Annotated in this window: 18 protein-coding genes; 3 read left to right on the forward strand and 15 right to left on the reverse strand. The window is 29.5% G+C overall.

Annotation, left to right across the window (positions count from 1 at the left end; all coding sequences use genetic code 11):
- Positions 1-29: 29 nt before the first annotated feature.
- A complete protein-coding gene (locus C8D80_RS07725) occupies positions 30-1,214 on the forward strand; it encodes an O-antigen ligase family protein (protein ID WP_133609041.1) in 1,185 nt (394 codons plus the stop codon).
- Here the strand turns inward: C8D80_RS07725 and C8D80_RS07730 are convergent.
- Together C8D80_RS07730 and C8D80_RS07735 are read right to left on the reverse strand one after the other, a co-directional pair.
- Positions 1,189-2,085, reverse strand: coding sequence for a hypothetical protein (locus C8D80_RS07730; RefSeq protein ID WP_133609043.1), 897 nt, complete (start codon positions 2,083-2,085; stop codon positions 1,189-1,191). The genes C8D80_RS07725 and C8D80_RS07730 overlap by 26 nt on opposite strands.
- 65 nt (positions 2,086-2,150) lie before the next feature.
- Positions 2,151-2,663 (reverse strand): hypothetical protein, encoded by a 513-nt coding sequence (locus C8D80_RS07735; protein ID WP_133609045.1) that lies wholly within the window; start codon positions 2,661-2,663, stop codon positions 2,151-2,153.
- Positions 2,664-2,783: 120 nt separating this feature from the next.
- On the opposite strand from C8D80_RS07735, the gene C8D80_RS07740 reads away from it, so the two are divergent.
- Positions 2,784-4,016 (forward strand): O-antigen ligase family protein, encoded by a 1,233-nt coding sequence (locus C8D80_RS07740; protein ID WP_133609047.1) that lies wholly within the window; start codon positions 2,784-2,786, stop codon positions 4,014-4,016.
- Here C8D80_RS07740 and C8D80_RS07745 read toward each other — a convergent pair.
- Positions 3,995-5,080, reverse strand: a complete 1,086-nt coding sequence (locus tag C8D80_RS07745) for a glycosyltransferase family 4 protein (protein ID WP_133609049.1) — start codon at positions 5,078-5,080, stop codon at positions 3,995-3,997. The two genes, C8D80_RS07740 and C8D80_RS07745, sit on opposite strands and share 22 nt — an antisense overlap.
- 57 nt (positions 5,081-5,137) lie before the next feature.
- Between C8D80_RS07745 and C8D80_RS07750 the strand changes: the two genes are divergently transcribed.
- Positions 5,138-6,376 (forward strand): WcaI family glycosyltransferase, encoded by a 1,239-nt coding sequence (locus tag C8D80_RS07750; protein WP_158633796.1) that lies wholly within the window; start codon positions 5,138-5,140, stop codon positions 6,374-6,376.
- A 21-nt stretch (positions 6,377-6,397) separates the two neighbouring features.
- On the opposite strand, the gene C8D80_RS07755 is transcribed toward C8D80_RS07750, so the two are convergent.
- Genes C8D80_RS07755 through C8D80_RS07810 form a run of 12 tightly spaced genes read right to left on the reverse strand, consistent with a single transcriptional unit; the run spans position 6,398 to position 18,357 of the window.
- Complete coding sequence (locus tag C8D80_RS07755) at positions 6,398-7,147, reverse strand: head GIN domain-containing protein (protein WP_133609054.1); 750 nt, start codon at positions 7,145-7,147, stop codon at positions 6,398-6,400.
- Position 7,148: 1 nt separating this feature from the next.
- Positions 7,149-8,246, reverse strand: a complete 1,098-nt coding sequence (locus C8D80_RS07760) for an acyloxyacyl hydrolase (RefSeq protein ID WP_133609056.1) — start codon at positions 8,244-8,246, stop codon at positions 7,149-7,151.
- Positions 8,247-8,250: 4 nt separating this feature from the next.
- Positions 8,251-9,162 (reverse strand): dTDP-4-dehydrorhamnose reductase, encoded by a 912-nt coding sequence (gene rfbD / locus C8D80_RS07765; protein WP_133609058.1) that lies wholly within the window; start codon positions 9,160-9,162, stop codon positions 8,251-8,253.
- Entirely contained in the window at positions 9,156-9,707 is a 552-nt protein-coding gene (gene rfbC, locus C8D80_RS07770) for a dTDP-4-dehydrorhamnose 3,5-epimerase (protein ID WP_133609060.1), read from the reverse strand. The genes rfbD and rfbC overlap by 7 nt, the downstream gene beginning before the upstream one ends.
- Position 9,708: 1 nt before the next feature.
- Positions 9,709-10,569: a glucose-1-phosphate thymidylyltransferase RfbA gene (gene rfbA, locus C8D80_RS07775; protein WP_133609062.1), complete on the reverse strand. Its 861-nt coding sequence runs from the start codon at positions 10,567-10,569 to the stop codon at positions 9,709-9,711.
- Entirely contained in the window at positions 10,569-11,582 is a 1,014-nt protein-coding gene (gene rfbB / locus C8D80_RS07780; RefSeq protein WP_133609064.1) for a dTDP-glucose 4,6-dehydratase, read from the reverse strand. Before rfbB ends, rfbA begins: the two co-directional genes overlap by 1 nt.
- Positions 11,582-12,535, reverse strand: coding sequence for a hypothetical protein (locus tag C8D80_RS07785; protein ID WP_133609066.1), 954 nt, complete (start codon positions 12,533-12,535; stop codon positions 11,582-11,584). The genes rfbB and C8D80_RS07785 overlap by 1 nt, the downstream gene beginning before the upstream one ends.
- 5 nt (positions 12,536-12,540) lie before the next feature.
- Complete coding sequence (locus C8D80_RS07790; protein ID WP_133609068.1) at positions 12,541-14,232, reverse strand: DUF6909 family protein; 1,692 nt, start codon at positions 14,230-14,232, stop codon at positions 12,541-12,543.
- A gap of 43 nt (positions 14,233-14,275) precedes the next feature.
- Complete coding sequence (locus tag C8D80_RS07795) at positions 14,276-15,091, reverse strand: carboxypeptidase-like regulatory domain-containing protein (RefSeq protein WP_133609070.1); 816 nt, start codon at positions 15,089-15,091, stop codon at positions 14,276-14,278.
- The gene (locus C8D80_RS07800) at positions 15,091-15,990 is read right to left on the reverse strand and encodes a carboxypeptidase-like regulatory domain-containing protein (RefSeq protein ID WP_133609072.1); all 900 of its coding nucleotides are present in this window, start codon (positions 15,988-15,990) and stop codon (positions 15,091-15,093) included. Before C8D80_RS07800 ends, C8D80_RS07795 begins: the two co-directional genes overlap by 1 nt.
- Before the next feature lie 2 nt (positions 15,991-15,992).
- Positions 15,993-17,483, reverse strand: a complete 1,491-nt coding sequence (locus C8D80_RS07805) for a GH3 auxin-responsive promoter family protein (RefSeq protein ID WP_133609074.1) — start codon at positions 17,481-17,483, stop codon at positions 15,993-15,995.
- Between the two features lies 1 nt (position 17,484).
- Positions 17,485-18,357 carry a murein hydrolase activator EnvC family protein gene (locus C8D80_RS07810; RefSeq protein ID WP_133609076.1) on the reverse strand — a complete coding sequence of 291 codons (873 nt, stop codon included), beginning with the start codon at positions 18,355-18,357 and terminating at the stop codon, positions 17,485-17,487.
- Positions 18,358-18,466: the final 109 nt, after the last annotated feature.

Raw genomic sequence — 18,466 nt, forward strand, 5'->3', positions numbered from 1 at the left:
AAAAGTAACTTTGGTTTTACAAATAATTAATGAAACTCAACCTAAAAAAATACCTGCTTTATTCTTCTGTTTTTGCTATATTTAGTGAGGCGTTTTTTTTTCATTTTATAATTGATTGGAAGCTATTATATTTTATAATTTTCATTAATTATTTTGTTATTCTATCTCATAATTCAATTAAGGTAAACAAATATTTTATTTATTTGTTGTTTTTAATTTTATTGCATGCCATTTTAAGTTATACTTTTATTCAAATCCCTTTTAACTATTTTATATCTCAACTATTAGGTATTGCCGTAGTGGGTATCTATTTTTATAATTTAATAAAAATATTAGATTTAGATACTGTTATTAAAACCTACCTTAAATTCGCTTTTGTTGTTGTTATTATTGGTTATGTATTGTTTTTTATTGGCTATAATCCTTTTTCTCATTTTGATGGTGATCCAAGGTTAATGAGTATTTTAAAAGAACCTGCTCATTATGTAGTAGTTATTATTCCTGCTTGTTATTACTTTTTAAAAAACAAAAACTATTTAAAATTTTTCATAACCTTTATTTCTATTTTAATATCTACTTCAAGTTTAGGCATTATTGGCTGTAGTCTTATGTTTGTGTTGCCTTATCTTAATTTGAAAAAATTTTTAGTCTTTTTAGCATTGCTTCCTGTGTTTTTCTTTTTATTTGTACAAACTTATAATAATTTTGAACCTTTTAAATTACGAGTAGATGACACCTATGAATCTCTAAAATCTATAAAATCAGGTAAATTTAAAGAAGAAACCAATTGGAGTTCATATGCTTTAATTAGTAATTTATATGTACTAAATAAAAACATTTCCGATCATCCTTTAGGAAGCGGAATTGGAAGTCACTTTTACATGTATAATGTAACATATAGTAAAAGTATGAGAGCTCCTCAATACTTAATTGATCAAGATTTAGATAAATCTAACGCACCAGATGCCAATTCTTTATTTACAAGAATGGCATCAGAGTTAGGAATATTTGGAATTGTAATAATAATTTTTGGTATCTACTATATGAAGTATGTATTTACCTCAAATCATTTATTGTTTTCACAAGGTATAGTTATCTACCTAATCCTAAAATTGATTAGAGACGGTCACTACTTCCCTCCTGAATTTTATTTTTTTATATGGATAATGTTTTTTGAAATTAAACGGTTTAAAAGTCTTCCAAGCAAGAATTAATTGTATTAATTACTTTTTGCCCTTTTATTGCTTTAACCCTATCTTCAAAGTTATAAAAGTTTAATTTTCCGTTTATATTTCTTGATTCTCTAAACTTACTTTGAACATAAACATCACAAACTTCTTTTGCAACTATTTTACTGGTTAATAAGTCATTCCTAACAAAAAAAGCATTATTACCCGCGGAGTTACTTTCAATTAAACTATAACCTTTTTTATTTGCTAGTAATGTTAAGGCTTTTAGTGAAGCTCCAAAATACAAGTTACTAAAATGTTTGTTATTTCTAATAAAGCTTTTGTCATACGGAACTGTTATTGCTCTTTCTGAACCAAAAACACTGTTATATTCTAAAATAATAATTGATGGATTCAATACTGATAAATCTAAAGCTTCAAAAACATGATAATCTACACCATCAATATCAATATGTAACAATCCCATATCTCTGAATCCAGATTTATGTAAAAGCTCATTTATATTTTCCTTGGTTATAAACTCATCTAAACAACATAAATCATACTTCCAATACCATTTTCTGTTCTTAATGCTGTTTATACTGTCTTTAGAGCCATCTATTATAAATCCAGACCAGTTATCGTTCATCATTAAAAATCTAGTGTTAGATTCCATATAATCTTCAACACCAAACTCTATAAAGGTTTTATTCTTTATATCTAAATTTTTAATCAAATATTGAATTATTCCATCATCTCCAAATTGACTGAAAATTTTAAATTCATAATCCTTTATGTTTTTAAACTCTAAATTATATTGTTGATTTGATAATAATCGACCTGTTGCTAGCAATTCAGCTTCATCATTAAAAAAACTGGTAATTTTGCTTTTTGCTTTTTTTAATAAACCTTTCATTTTTTTTAAAATAAAAAAATGACATCTTATTTTTAATAAAATGTCATTTATAAGTTAGAAGCTATTTATTTTGTTAATAATGACTCTGTTAGTTCATTACCTAATAATCCAGGTGGATATTTATTTGAATGATTCAACTTAAATCTAGATTTTTCTAAATCCCAAGTAAATGATTCATCTGTTAAGAAATATTCAGAATGTTTACCATTTGAACCATCAATAACAACCTTGTCATTATTTAATATTGAAATATTTTGTACTGTTAACCCTTCTTGCTCTTTATTAGTACTTACTTCAATTTTGATGTTTTCAATTGCAATTCCTTCAGGAATTTGAACTTTTACTTTTTGAGGCATTTGAGAACCTTTGATTGTAGCGCTAATAGGTTTTTCATATTGAAAATAACCATCCATTTTGTAGAAAACATTTATACTATCATTCTTTTCATAAATGGCGTCTATTTCTAATGAATATTTGTCAACAACTTGAACTACAGTGTTGTCTTTAACCTCTTTTTTGTCTTTACCACAAGAAACTAGTGCTATCACACTAATTAACATTATAATTGTTTTCTTCATTTTTGATTTAAATTTTACGTAGCAAATGTATAGATTTTTGTTTGCAAAAAAAATTTTTTCTATTACACTTTTTAACTTTTCAACTTTAAAACTATATATTTGGTTTTTTATTGTATTACTATGAAATTTAATATTTTTGATTCTGAAAAAAACTTTCAATATATACTTCCATTATTTTTCTTATTTCCAATTTTTAAAGAGAGTTTACTAACTTTTTTAATTATAATATTATCAATTAACACTATTTTTTATTTGGTTCAAAATAAAATAAAAATTGCTATAAATAAAGATGTTTTTCTCTTGACTATTCCATTTTGGATTGTTTTTATTTCTTCTGTGTTTTACTTTAAAAATTTTGAAACTTTAAAACCTATCAAAAACGTTTTGTTTTTTTTACTTTTCCCTGTTCTTTTTTATTTTATACCAAAATCAAATTTTACCGACGAAAAAATAAAACAATATATTACTATCCTAAAAAATAGTTGCCTTTTTATAATTTTTACTTATATAATTGCTTTTTTTTATAATTATTCTGTTTCTGATTTTTTTATAGTTGCCCATAGAGTTTCAAAATTTAGACAATTTGCATATGAAGAAATAAGTTTTTTAAAGATTCATCCAACTTATTTTACAAGTATCGTATTGTTTTGTCTAGCTTTTTCATTGATAAACTTGTTTCGATATAAAAAGTGGTCTGAACTTTTGTACATTGTTTTTTTTACCCTTATTATCTTTTTATTAGTTGCTAAAATTAATTTAATATTCTTGTTTTTATTTCTTTTAATTTTTCCATTAATAAATCTTAAAGGTTTATTCTATCAAAAAATCTTATTTTACACTTCTTTTTTATTTATTTCGTTATTCTTAATTAAAAACACACCTGGATTATACGAACGTTTTCATGAGTTAAAGATTAGTTTAACTAATGCTCCAAAAGATTTGTCATATGATTCAACAAACATTAGAGTGGCTTTGTATAATTGTGATTATAGTTTAGCTAAAGATAATTTTTGGTTTGGAGTTGGTTTTGAAAATATAAAAAATGAAATAGAATACTGCTTAAAATCTAACTATAATTCCTCATTTTACTTAGACCATCAATATTTAAGTCATAACTACTTTTTTTATATTTTAATTTCTAGTGGTATATTGGGATTATTGGGGTTTTTGCTTTACTTAACACATGTTCTTAAAATTGCTTTAAGAGTGAATTTATTCTTGTTTTATTTCTTTTTTATTAACATTATAGTTGTTTCATTAACCGAAGACTTTTTTTACAGAGCATTTGGTTCTTTTTATTTTAACTTAATTGTTTTAATGTATTTTAAAAACTATAGGTCCAAAGAATCATAAAACTCTCTAGTTTCTCTACTACATTTTTCCCAACTATAATTTTTAGAGGCTTCTAAACCAATTTCAATAGCAGAGCTTCTAAAATCTGAATGATTTAAATTAGAAAATTTTGCGTTAAACTCAGAAACAGATAACGTATCCAACAAAACAGCTGAATTTTCTGCAACCTCTCTGATAGTTGCATTGTTTAAGCCAATTACCGGGCAACCTGCACGCATAGCCTCTACTACAGGAATTCCAAAACCTTCATAACTTGATGGATAAACAAGTGCTCTTGCTAAGTTAAATAACACATTTAATTCAAAATTTTCTGCTGATCTTAAATGAGTAAACCTTTTTAAAGCATCATCTGAAAATAATTTCTTTTCTTCTTCCGTAATTTCGCCACCTCCAACAATTACAAGTTTTAATTGAGGATTATCGTTTAAAACCGAAACTACAAAATCAAAATTTTTATATCCTGTTCTACCGCCTACAAACAATATAAAATCATCTGTTAACTTTTTATCTGTAATAAACTGTTGCTCTTTTAATGTATACTCTTTAATTGGAAAATAGTCATCACTAACCCCAACATGAATTACCGTAGCCTTTTGATTTTTTTTTAATGCGTAAAATTTATTTAAATCATTGTAGGTATTGTGAGAAATACAAATAATTCCATTTGATCTTTTTATAGCGTTAAACTTCAAAAAATTATGAAGTTGCTTTTTAGGAAAACTCGAATAATAACTATGAATGAAGTCATAAACAGTAGTTACTTCAATTTTATTTTTACATCCTTTCAAACCTCTATAATAACTTGAATGAAAAATTAATTTCTCATCTGAAGTATAAGATATCGGCATAAATCTATGAATGGAGTCTGATTTTACTTCTTTTATGCTTTGTGAAGATAAATTGAGTTTTTTTCTATGAAAATTTTCTTTGGCATCAATACTTTCAAAATAAGTTAACTCATCTTGGTTTTGTTTTTCTAAATATTCAATTAATTCATACCAATAATTAGAAACGCCTCCGTTTTTTACTTTAGAAAAAATAATATTGTCTAAATAAATCTTCATTTTATTTTATGTTTTTTTACCTAATTGTTTAATAAATTATATTTTTGTAAAAAAAAGTTGAATACGAAAAAAACTATTACAATTTTTACTGGAAATTATGCTCCAGAAGACACCGCAATAGGGTTATATACTTCTCAATTTGCAACTTTTTTATCAAACAAAGGTTATGATGTTTCAGTAATAACAGGTTTTCCATATTATCCTAAATGGAAAATTGCAGAAACCTATAAAGACAAAAATACTTATTTTACCGAAATAATCGATGGTATAACTGTATTTAGATACAAACAATTTGTGCCTAAAAAAGTTACTTTTTTGGGTAGAATTAAATTAATGCTAAGTTTAACTTGGGGTAGTTTTCAAAACACCAAAAAAATTAAAGAGACGGATTTAGTTATTTGCCTTGTTCCTTTAACACTTTCTATTCTTCCAGCCTATATATTAGCCAAAAAGAAAAATGCAAAATTATGGATTCATGTTCAAGATTTCGAATTTGATTTAGCATTCCAGTCTGGATTATTAAACACGAATTTTTTTGGAAATCTAATCAAAATGATGGTCTTGAACTTTGAAACATTTTTATTTAATAAAGCAACTATAATTAGCAGCATCAGTTATAATATGATGGAAAAAGCGATTGGAAAAACTAAATTTAAATCTATTTTTTATTTTCCAAATTGGGTTTCTGTCAACAATATAAATCCAACTATTGCAAAACAACACAACTACATTAATCCAGATAAATTTACATTGCTTTATTCAGGAAATGTAGGAGAAAAACAAGATTGGCTTTTTTTTGAGAATTTTTGTAAAGAAATAAATGCTGATAATGATTTAGAAATCGTTATTGTTGGTGATGGTGCTTATATGCAAAAATTAAAAACTAAATTGGCAGCATTTTCTTTTATCAAGTTTTATGAGCCTGTACCTTACAATGAATTAAATAATCTTTTGTGTAGTGCCAATGTTCATTTTTTATTTCAAAAAACAGATGTTCAAGATACCGTAATGCCATCAAAAATTCTTGGAATGATGGCCAGTGGAAAACCTTCAATTATAACAGGAAACAAAGACTCTGAAGTAGCAAAAATTTTTAAAGAAAATAATCTTAGTGGCTTTTTCTCAGAAAACAATACAAAACAAGTTGTTGATTATCTTCTAGAAATAAAAAAAGAAAAAAATATTGCTTCACAAGTTGGAGAAAAAGCAAAACATTTTGTTCTCGATAATTTTTCTGAAAACACTATTCTAGAAAATTTTGAAGCAAAAGTCAATTCAATTATTGAAAAAAAATAGTATATCAATAAGACTATATTTTTAGTTCATTATTAATCTACCTCTAAAATGTTGAATAACAGTTGGTGGTAAATTTGGATTATTTTTCAAAACTACATTTCCTGTACTGTAAATATCTCCTGAAATTGAATTAATAGGAAACAATATCACATCATTTGAACCTCTGTGATAAAATGTAATGGTATTAGCAACTAAATTTTCTCCATAAAAAATTCCATTTCCCCAAGAGAAAAAAACATGTAAATTTTCTGTTTGTCCGGTTAAATAAAAATTGGAAACGTTATTGCTTTCCACATAAAAATTAGTGCTATTTAATGCCAATCTAAAGTCGCCAGTTCCAGCACCATCGCTAATATCAATTGAAAACAATTTTAAATCAGAATAATTTAAAACTCCATCACTTCTTATTTCTTGATCAGTTTTAGAATGAATTTCTGTTAAATTTGGTGCGGTTACATAAACCGTGGTTTGTCCATAATCACGGGCAATATTACAAGTTGAATTGTCTTTAACAACAAGCATATCACCATTTAATTTCACATCTATATCATCAATAATATTATCTGATGTTACTACTTTAACTTCATAAATTGGACCATCTTTTACCACTAAACCTACGCCGTCGTAAACTTTAATTTTAGTGAAATTTTCTAATGGAAACGTTTGGGTAATTGGATTACCATTTCCTTTGAAACAATCTTCAGAAATACCACAACTGGTTACCAAAATTAGGCAACATATAGAAACGATATGTAAAACAAATTTTTTCATATTATAATCGTACACCAATAGTAGCTTCAATAGCTTCGGCTCTTCCGCCGTGCGTTTTTAAACCTACACCAGTAAAAATATTTTTATAAAGATAATATTTTATGCCTATTCTTTGGTACAGATCAATTTCATAATCAAGGGGCTTATAAACATAATAACCAACCTGTGCTTCAATGGATAACTTATTAATAAACAACTCGTGTCCAACAAACAATCCGATTCGTTTGTAATCGGTGTCTGAATCGGCATAAGATTCATGGTCTTCAGGAAAAGCCACCGATACAAATTTTATATAATCTTGTAAATAGCGCGAGAAAAAAACATCTGTTCCTAATTGTAAAGCGCTTTTTCTTCCAATTCGTTTGTCGGCATATAAACCAATGTGATAAAATTGGCGCTGCCCTAAATGTGGTACCGGTCCTTCTGAAATGCCTGTTCTAAAAGCAATATTGTACTTTATTCTTTCTTTGTAAGTGTCTTTTGACGGCAACGAATCAACTATAAATTCTTGTTTATCATTAAAATTATAATTCAATCCTACATTAAAAGCTATCGTGTTAATTCCGCTGTTTGGCGCTTTGAATCTTCCGTTAGAAAAATGAGTCAGCATAAATCCTGCTTGTAAGCCTATTTTATCAATGATGTTTTCCTTCTTATATTGTAATAAAAAGTAGTTATTGTCCATGAATTTAGTTCCGAAAGCATTGTTTTTGTTGTTGGTTTCTTTATCATAAGGAGACGAAGTCATACCAATTCCTTGCGAAATTCGAAACATCAATTGACGCTTGAAAAAATAAAAATTATAATGCACTCCAACAGCATGATTAACCCCTAAATATTGGTTTTTGAAGTCTAAATAATGATATGAAATACCATAATCGGGATAATTGTAGACTTGTTGCCATTCTTTTTTCCCAAAGGTTTTCCAATTGTAACTCAGTAAAAATCCATCGGGATGACCTGTGATTAAATGACCAATATCGTTGGTGTGTTTGTAAACATTTCCTCTAAAAAGTTGCACATCAAAATAAGTTGATGCTTTTTCTTGAGAGAAAGAAAAAAAGAAAGAAAAGCAAAAAAGTAAAATTGTTTTTTTCATGAATTTACAATTGTTTTAAACATGCACTTAAACTAGTTTGCCAATCATTAATTTTAATATCAAATGTGCTTCTAATTTTTGTTTTATCCAAAACACTATACGCTGGCCTTTTGGCTGGCGTAGGATAGGCTGAAGTTCGAATAGGTTTTAAATCTATTGAAACTCCATTTTGGCGAAATATTTCATTAGCAAAATCATACCAAGAACATTGCCCTTCGTTACTGAAATTGTAAATTCCAAAACTTGAAACCTGAAACTTGAAACTTGAAACCATTATAACTATCAAAACCTCAGCTAAATCAACAGCGTTTGTTGGTGTTCCAATTTGGTCTGCAACAACAGAAAGACTATCACGTTCCGAAGCTAATCGCAGCATGGTTTTCATAAAATTGTTTCCAAATTTAGAATATACCCAAGAAGTTCTAATAATAAAATGCTTATCCCAATTAGCTTGAATAGCTTGTTCTCCTTGTAATTTTGTTAAACCATAAACACCACTTGGAAAAGGCACATCGGTTTCTGTAAGGCCTAAATTACTTTTTAAAGGCAATCTAAGTTCTCTATCATAATAGGCGATTCCTTCAGAAAAATAGGCATCAAAAACAAAATCAGTAGAAATATGGATTAAAATGGTATTGAATTTTTTGCAAGTAATGGCTAAGTTTTCTGCACCATTTGCATTGATATCAAAAGCTTTCGCTGGTTCACTTTCGGCTTTGTCTACTCCTGTGTAGGCGGCTGCATTGATACAAAATTGAGGTTGAAACTCATAAAAAACAGTTTGACAATTTTCTAAATTAGTAATATCTAAGTCAGAAGATGAACAAAACACAAAATCTATTTCAGGATATTTTCCAGAAATAGATTGAATAGCTTGACCCAATTGTCCATTTGCTCCTGTTACCAATACTACCATACTTTTTTTGCGTTTTGTAGATTAGGTAATACTTTATCTTTATCAGAAATTATCAAATCTTGAATAGGAAAATTCCAATCGATATTTACGGTATTATCTTTATACATTAGGCCTCCTTCGCTTTCCTTATTGTAAAAATTATCGCATTTATAAAAGAAGGTTGCTGTTTCTGATAATACTAAAAACCCATGAGCAAAACCTCTTGGTACAAAAAACTGGGTTTGATTTTCTGCCGAAAGCAAAACCGCCTCATATTGACCAAATGTATCTGATTCTGGACGTAAATCTACTGCAACATCTAAAACTTCTCCATCAAGTACACGAACTAACTTAGCTTGTGCATGAGCACCACATTGATAATGCAATCCTCTTAAAACACCTTTAGTTGAAAACGATTGATTGTCTTGCACAAAAGTTACTTTTTGCCCAACTCCTTCTTGAAAAGTCTTTTCGTTAAAACTTTCCATGAAGTAACCTCGTTCATCTTTAATTATTTTAGGTTCAAGGATAAAACATCCTTTAAGTTTGGTTTCTATAAATTTCATTTTAGCTTACTAAACTCATTAAATGTTTTCCGTAACCACTTTTTAATAACGGTTCCGCTAATTTTTTTAATTGATTGGCATTGATGAATCCCATTTTGTAAGCCGCTTCTTCAATAGCGCCAATTTTTAATCCTTGACGCTCTTCAATTACTTGTACAAATTGTCCAGCCTGCATTAACGATTGAAAAGTTCCTGTGTCTAACCAAGCAGTTCCTCTATCCAAAATAGAAACTTGTAAATTTCCTTGTTCCAAATAAGCTTTGTTAATATCAGTGATTTCTAATTCTCCGCGTGGACTTGGTTTAATGTTTGCTGCTATTTCAACTACTTGATTGTCGTAAAAATAAATCCCCGGAACCGCAAAATTTGATTTTGGATGCGTTGGTTTTTCTTCGATAGATAAAACTTTTCCAGCGCCATCAAATTCTACTACTCCATAACGTTCTGGGTCGTGAACATGGTATGCGTATACAATTCCTCCGTTTGGATTACTGTTTTCTTGTAATAATTCGGCCAAACCTGTTCCGTAGAAAATATTATCTCCAAGGATTAAAGCTACTTTATCGTTTCCAATGAATTCTTTTCCGATAATAAATGCTTCGGCTAATCCGTTTGGATGTTCTTGAACTGCATATTCAAATTTACATCCTAATGATTTTCCATCGCCTAATAATTGGCTAAATAAAGGTAAATCGTGCGGTGTTGAAATAATTAAGATTTCGCTAATTCCTGCCCACATCAAGGTTGATAATGGATAGTAAATCATCGGTTTATCATAAATTGGCATTAATTGTTTACTCACCGCTAATGTTAACGGATGCAAACGTGTGCCTGAACCTCCAGCTAATATAATTCCCTTCATTAGTTGTTATATTTTTGTAAATACCATTCAATGGTTTTCTTGATTCCTGATTCGAAATTTTCATCGGCTTTCCAACCCAATTCATTCTCGATTTTTGTTGCATCAATAGCATATCGTAAATCGTGCCCTGGTCTATCTTTTACAAATGTAATTTGATCTTGATATTTCCCTTCAGATTTGGGTTGTAATTCATTCAAAATCGAACAAACGGCATCTACAATATATAAATTATTACGTTCGTTTCTTCCACCAATATTATAGGTTTCTCCAGATTTTCCAGTTTTGAAAGCTAATTCAATTCCTTTGCAATGATCTAAAACATACAACCAATCACGCACGTTTTTACCATCGCCATAAATAGGAATGTTTTCTCCAGAAATAGCTTTACGAATGATAGTTGGAATTAACTTTTCATTATGTTGTTTTGGTCCGTAATTGTTAGAACAATTTGTGGTTACAACGTTCATTCCATACGTATGAAAATAACTTCTTACAATCATATCTGAACCTGCTTTTGAAGCGGAATACGGGCTATTTGGTGCGTAAGGAGTTGTTTCTTCAAACAAACCCGTTTCGCCTAAAGTTCCATAAACCTCATCAGTAGAAACGTGGTGAAAACGCGAATTTTTAAATCCTTCATTATATTGATTTGGAGCCGACATCCAGAGTTTTCTTGCAGAATCTAATAAATTAAATGTTCCTAAAACATTGGTTTTTATAAAAGCTTCAGGACCCGAAATCGAATTATCAACATGACTTTCAGCTGCAAAATGAATCACATCATGAAATTGATATTTTTGGAATAAATCTTCAACAAAATTTCTATCGCAAATATCGCCTTGAACAAACGTATATCTTGAGTGGTTTTCCACTTCTGATACATTTTCTAAATTTCCTGCATACGTGAGTAAATCCAAATTTACTAAATGATAATCTGGATTATTTTTAATGAAATATGGAACAAAATTAGCTCCAATAAATCCGGCACCGCCAGTAACTAATATGTTTTTCATTAACTTTTAATTCTAGTTTCTTGATTTTTATAAGTATTTAATAATGCATATAATATAAGATACATTAAAATTAAAATTACTGGAAATAAAATCTTATTATTTAACAACAAAGGCTTATAATCTCTAATGTTTATAATACTACTTTCTTCTTTAATTATCTTATCAAAAATATTTACATTAGTTAACAAATATTGCTTTTCAGAGATTAAACGATCTTTTTTTTCAACTAATTCAGGAATACTGTTTTTCTCAGATATTGAGATTGTTCCTGAAGAGTTGTTAGAGGACAATAATACAATCAAATTATCAATTTGCTTGACTAAAGAATCATTTAAAGCGATTTTATCTGCTAAATTTTTTTGATATACTTTTTGCTGAATTTCAAAATAAGGATTGGCATTCAAGTAGTTTAAAACTGGTGTAATAAACTCTTCTTTTTTTAACCTTCCTTTAGTTTTGATAGAAATTTTATGGTGGTAATAATTTTTACTGGTTATTTCTCCCTGCATTATTTTATCAATATCACCATCTTCAGCCATTAATTTGATTAATTCGAAATTATTTCCTTGCTCTTTATTATTAACAAAATTATAAATAGCAGGATATGCCTCAATTTCAATTCCAACAACATCTTTAGGATTTTTTATACCCAATTCTTTAAAAAAAGAATCATCTTCTTCCCTAAGTTTGGTGTCAATTTGTTCTATTTTTTGGTACAAATACTCATTACTTCCAAAATTAGGAATTACTGAAATTTCATGATTGTAAATTTTTGTGTCTAATAAAAATGCTAAAACAACTCCAACAACAAACAAAACTCCAATAATTACAATTTTCTTTTTTACAAAAAATATAAAATCGAAAATTGAATTCACTATCCCATTGAAAAAGTTTTTAATTCCTGTTCCGATTTGTCCTAAATCGATTTCTTGATCTTGAGAATTTGTACTCATCGTTATTATTTTACGTTAAAGATTTGTTCTAATATTTTTATTGTAATTAAATACGTAGGTTTTACTCCAGTAGTTCCTAATCCTCCTGATGCCAATGTACTTCCTGTTTCTAATGGATTATCAGAAGCATAATAAGCGTATCTAACTTTTACATTTGGATTGATACTTTTTCTAATTTTTGAAGCCGATTGAATTGCTTTTTGATAATAAGCACCTTCCATTTCTAATCCGATAGCTTCCCAAGTAGATTCGTGGAAAAACTTCAACAAATCTCTATTTTGAAGCGATGTTCCTAAAACCGTAATCATTGGTCCTTCAAAAACCGGAATATCATTCCCATCAAACATGGCTTTGGTTAACTCATTTTCAAACGGATAATTATCTGCTGTTCCTTCATTTACGTGGGCTGTTGGAATCATGATGTCTCCTTTTCCACCTTCCAAAATTCCGGCTTTACCCATGATAGAAACTGATTCCACATTTAAGAACGTTTTGTTCTTCTTTTCGACTTTATAAGGTTTTAATAACTCATCAATCGTTTCAAAAGCTTGTTCACCAAAGGCATAATCCATTACAATTAGAACTGGTTTATCTTTGGCTAGTTTTGACTTAGCAAAAATGGTTTTTGTTAAATCAATTTTTGCTGTATCAAAAATTTGAACATCAATATTAGTTCCTGAAGTGTCTGGCAAAGAAATCATTCCTTGTTGTAACGCAAAATCTTCAACTTTCTTACGCAAATCTTTATTTGCCGAACTACTTAAATCCTCAAATATTTGAAATTCAGGTGTGTTTTTGTATTTTTTTCCTAAAACAGGTTCAGCAAAAATAGAATTCATAACACTGTGCATATTTGCACTAATAATATGAATAGGGCGTTCTAATAAATTATTTTTTAATAAAACTTCTTTAATAGTGGTTGCCCAAATGTCACCATAAATATGATGTCCTAATCTTTCTCTTAAAATTGGACTAAACGTAATGGTTCTTTTGTTGTTGTCAACTACTTCCTCGATAGCTAATTTTCCTAACCAATACACTACGTGTAAGAATCTATCTGGCGCTTCAGCTGTAGCGAAATCATCATAAATATCTTGTACTTCAGCAAAAGTTCTTCCTAATACGTTAGCAGCGTGAGAAATGGCTTTTTCACGTTCAACTAAAGGTAATTTTTTGGTTTGTTTTACCGCTAATTCTAGTTTTTGCCAATCACGTGAAACCGAACCTTCATCATCAATTAAAACTCTATCTTTAATTTTGTGTGATTCGATAAAAATAAAGGTCAAATGCGTTAAAATATCGTAAATATCCGAACGTCCGCGTGTGATTTCCACATTCATTTGTTCGTCGTCAATACGGTAACAGTTTCTTCTTCTTTTTGGAGGAACAATCGCTTTAAAGTGCGAATTTGAATAGCCTTCATCAGAAGTTAAGTTGATGTAACGGCATTCTTCAATTCCAATGGGTAAACGTTCAATTACGTATAAAAGTCCGTTTAATTCTACCTTTTCTTCGGCAATAGAACCGTAAATTTCTGGTCGAAGCGCTAATAAAGCTTCTCTTAAAGTTTCTCCTGAAACACCCATAGGTTTATAGAAACCTCTGTTAAATAAATGTCTCATGGTAATGTACAGTCGCTCAATAGCTGCTGAGGACTCTTGCGCTCTAGAACGCGAAATGTTTTTAATGTCTTTCATTAATATTTTGTTTTTCTAACCTGCAAAAGTACGATTTTTATTTTTAATTGGTTAAAATTAGGTTTATTGAGGGTTCATTTACACTTATTTTCTCCAAATTATTCCCTGATTGCTTACTCCATTTTCCGTAAGCATAAGTATAAAAGAAATCTCTTTCTACATAGTTATATAACACATACGGTTGGTATTTAGTGCCGGTTTTATTACTCTCAATTAACAACTTTTCATACGCCACAAACATTCCTTTTTCTGGGAAAACCAAATCAAATTGCGATATATTAAACCGATGTTTGATTACACCTTTTTTCAAAGTAACAACATAATCTTTTGTCAACAATTCTTCGCCTGGATAACCGTTTTCATCCACACTGTAAAAGTGAAGCTTTATAGTGGCTTCTTCAATTCTGCTGTCTGTGAAAATCGTTACTTCTTTTATAAACTTTGTTTTACTATACGAAGACTGGTATGGAAAGAACTTGGCTTCGATTTTTGGTCCGTTGTCAAAGGATTGAAAAATAGCATTTTTAATATCGCCTATTTCAATTTGTTTGGATTGTTTTTTATTCAATATCACTACTTCTCGTAAATCGTAAGCCATAGGTTTCAATTGAACAACAGAAATTTCACTTCCTTTCAATGTTTTCCTTTCATAACCTAAAACCGAAATCACAATGTTTTTTTCTTTGGATGCTTCCAAGAAAAAACTTCCATCCGCTTCCGAAGTAGTTCCAACAGTTTCATTCTCCACCCAAATATTCACAAACGGAATCGGTTCGCCAGAAATACTATCTTTGACTACACCACGGATTTGTGCGGAAAGGGAAAATGAGATTAAGTAAATAAAAATGAGATATTTCATTAGTTGGTTAGCGTTAATTGAATGGCTAATTCGCCAAATTTATCTTGATATTTTGAGGATTTTATGTCTTGATTAAATTTTCCTCTTTTTAACCATTTCCCTTTTGTATAATGCCAAGAAGTTTGATTTTCAGAAGGTGTGGTTCCTATATGAGGTTGATAATTCATTCCGTTTTTATAAACTATTTTGTTTTTTTCCTCTTCTAATGTGTAGGTATAAGTGTATTTGTTTTCTTCTATTATCAACCATTCAAAAGCAATAAATAATCCTTCTTCAGGAATTCTAATTTTATATTTTTCTAAATTTACCCTATTATTTTTCTTTCCTTTCTTTATTTCAAGAACTATATTAGTATCTAAAAAATCATTACCTGGTTTTCCTTCAGAATCTGCATCAAAAAATCTCAAAATTATTTTTGCGTTATCTATATCACATCTTGATAAAAAATTTATTTCTTTTAAAAAAGGATGAGATTGAATTTGTTCTGTAAACTCAATTTTCTTAGCAATTATTGTAGGCTGAATTCCTGCGCCAAAATAAACATTTATCTTTCCTTTTTTAAAACTATTGATGTTTATTGTTCTGCTATTCTTTGAATTTGAAACCACCACTTCATTCAGCTCAAAAACTTTTGGTTTCAATAAAATTAAATCCGTTTTTGAGGAAGATTTTTTTGTTTCATAACCCAAAGCCGAAAAAACCAATACTTTTTCTTCTTTTATATCCAATGAAAAATTGCCATTAGTTTCCGAAGTAGTTCCAATAGTTTCGTTCTCCACCCAAATATTCACAAACGGAATCGGTTCGCCAGAAATACTATCTTTGACTACACCTCGAATTTGTGAAAACGCAAATTGTGTCACAATTAGAAAAATCCAAATCAGTCTTATATCTTTCATCTTTATTCTTTTATCTCAAAAAACTGAGCAATTTTTCTATCGTTGCTTAATCTTGGTAATTTATTTTGTCCACCTAATTTACCTATCGATTTCATATAGTTTTGGAAACCATTTTTTGGAACACTTGTAATTATTAACGTTCGCAAAACATTCCCAACAATCAAATCATCGTAATACACGTTTTGCTTGCGCATGGCAGCGTCGATTTTTAATGCGAAATCTTCTAAATTGGTTGGTTCATTTTCAAATTCAATGAACCATTCGTGATATGGTAAACCTTCGGTTGGTGTAATTTGTGGCGCGACTGTGAATTCATTTACTCGAACATCAGTTCCTTCCATTGCTTCTTTTAAAGCAGATTCCACTTCTTTCCCAATAACATGTTCTCCGAAAGCAGAAATATAATGTTTGATTCTTCCCGAAACGATTACTCGATATGGCTTTAAACTCGTAAACTGAATCGTATCGCCAATATTGTATGCCCAAAGTCCGGCGTTAGTAGAAATTATTAAAACATAATTTACACCTAATTCTACTTCGCCAATGGTATAACGTTTTGGATTTTCGGTAAAAAATTCGTCTGCTTTTATGAATTCATAAAAAATTCCAGAATTCAATAACAATAACATTCCTTTTTCCTTCTGCGAATCTTGGTAAGCAAAAAATCCTTCAGAAGCTGGAAACAATTCTATAGAATCTACTTTTCTTCCTATTAAATTTTCAAATTTAGCTCGATAGGGTTCATAATTCACGCCACCGTAAATGAATAAATTAAAGTTTTTAAAGATTTCGCCAACCGGTTTTCCTGTTTTTTCCTTCAATTTCTCAAAATACATTTGTACCCAAGACGGAATTCCAGAAATAACCGACATATCTTCGTTAATGGTTTCTTCCACTATCGCATTGACTTTGGTTTCCCAATCTTCGATGCAATTGGTTTCCCAGCTTGGCATTCGGTTTTTTTGTAAATATTTTGGAACAAAATGCGCTACAATTCCGGATAATCTTCCCAATTTTATTCCATTTTTTTCTTCTAAAATGGGACTTCCTTGCAAGAAAATCATTTTCCCTTTTACAAATTCTGCTTTTCTTGTTTCGTGAATGTAGCTTAAAATAGCATTTCGTGCGGCTTGAATATGAAACGGCATCGATTCTTTAGTAAGCGGAATATATTTAGCTCCAGAAGTAGTTCCAGAAGTTTTAGCAAAATATAAAGGTTTTCCTTTCCAAAGTACATTCTCTTCGCCTTTTACTACTTTATCAACATAGTGTTTTAATCCTTCGTAATCGCGAACAGGAACTTTTTGAACAAAATCGGAATGCCTTTTTATCGAACCAAAATCGTGGTCTTTTCCAAATTGCGTTTGAGCCGCTTCTCTGATTAATTCTTCAAAAACTTTTTGTTGGGTTTCAACAGGATTATTGGCCCATTTTTGGGTTTTAGCGTGAATTCTTTTTGCAAATAATTTTGCTGCAAAAGCTTTTACTGACATGTTAATTGAAATTGATAAACTGCGTTGGGTCAATTGGGAAACCATCTTTCCATAATTCAAAATGCAACGTAGCGCCCGAATTTTGAACTGTATTTGCATTTCCTGCAAGAGCAATAACTTCTCCTGCTTTTACCGTGTTTCCTTGTTTTTTAGTTACAGAAGCTGCATTTTTATACACCGATAAAATATCATCTTTATGGCGAACAATCACTACATAACCCGAACTTGGTGTCCAATCGGAAAAAATGATGGTTCCAGCTCCAACGGATTTTATTGGTGTGTTATTTGTAAGTGCGATTGTAACGGCTAAATGTTTATTTCCTGCATTATATTTTTGTAAAATACTTCCTTGGGCAGGCGGAAACAAAACAAAACTTACTTTAGGTGTTGAAGATTCAAATACATTATATTTATCTTCTTTAATAACTTGATCTCTTAATTCTTGCTCTTTTTCTGTTGGTGAAAGTCCAGAAACATCTATATCAGAAACATCTAAAGCTTTAATGGAATCTTTGTTCAGCTTTGCATACTCTAAATCGCCTGTTAATACTTTTTTGATGGAAGCGATATAAGCGTTGTTGATTTTTACTGATTTTTCAAGAGAGTCTGATTTTATAGCCATTTCCAATGCATCTTGTTTTAATTTTGAAGAAGCATAACCTGGAATATATTCGCGCAAAGGCGTAAAAGCAATGATATAAGTAGTTACAAAAATGATTAAAATGGCGCCAATGGTTCCCACAACAAAGACATTCATTAAGTTTAATTTTAATGAAAACGTTTCTTCAAAAGTATCTTCGTTAAGAATAACTAATCTTCTTTTGTTGTATAACTTTTTAAGAAGTAACTGACGTTTTAGCTTTTTGTTAGCCATTTATTGCATTAATTTATATCACAAATATACTAAATACAACGTGTTTGTAAATTGAAACCTGATAATAAATCGTTAAAAAATAATGAATTGGTAATTTCTTTATATCTTT

This window comes from Flavobacterium cheniae (genome assembly GCF_004363695.1).
GTDB classification, from domain to species: Bacteria; Bacteroidota; Bacteroidia; order Flavobacteriales; family Flavobacteriaceae; genus Flavobacterium; species Flavobacterium cheniae.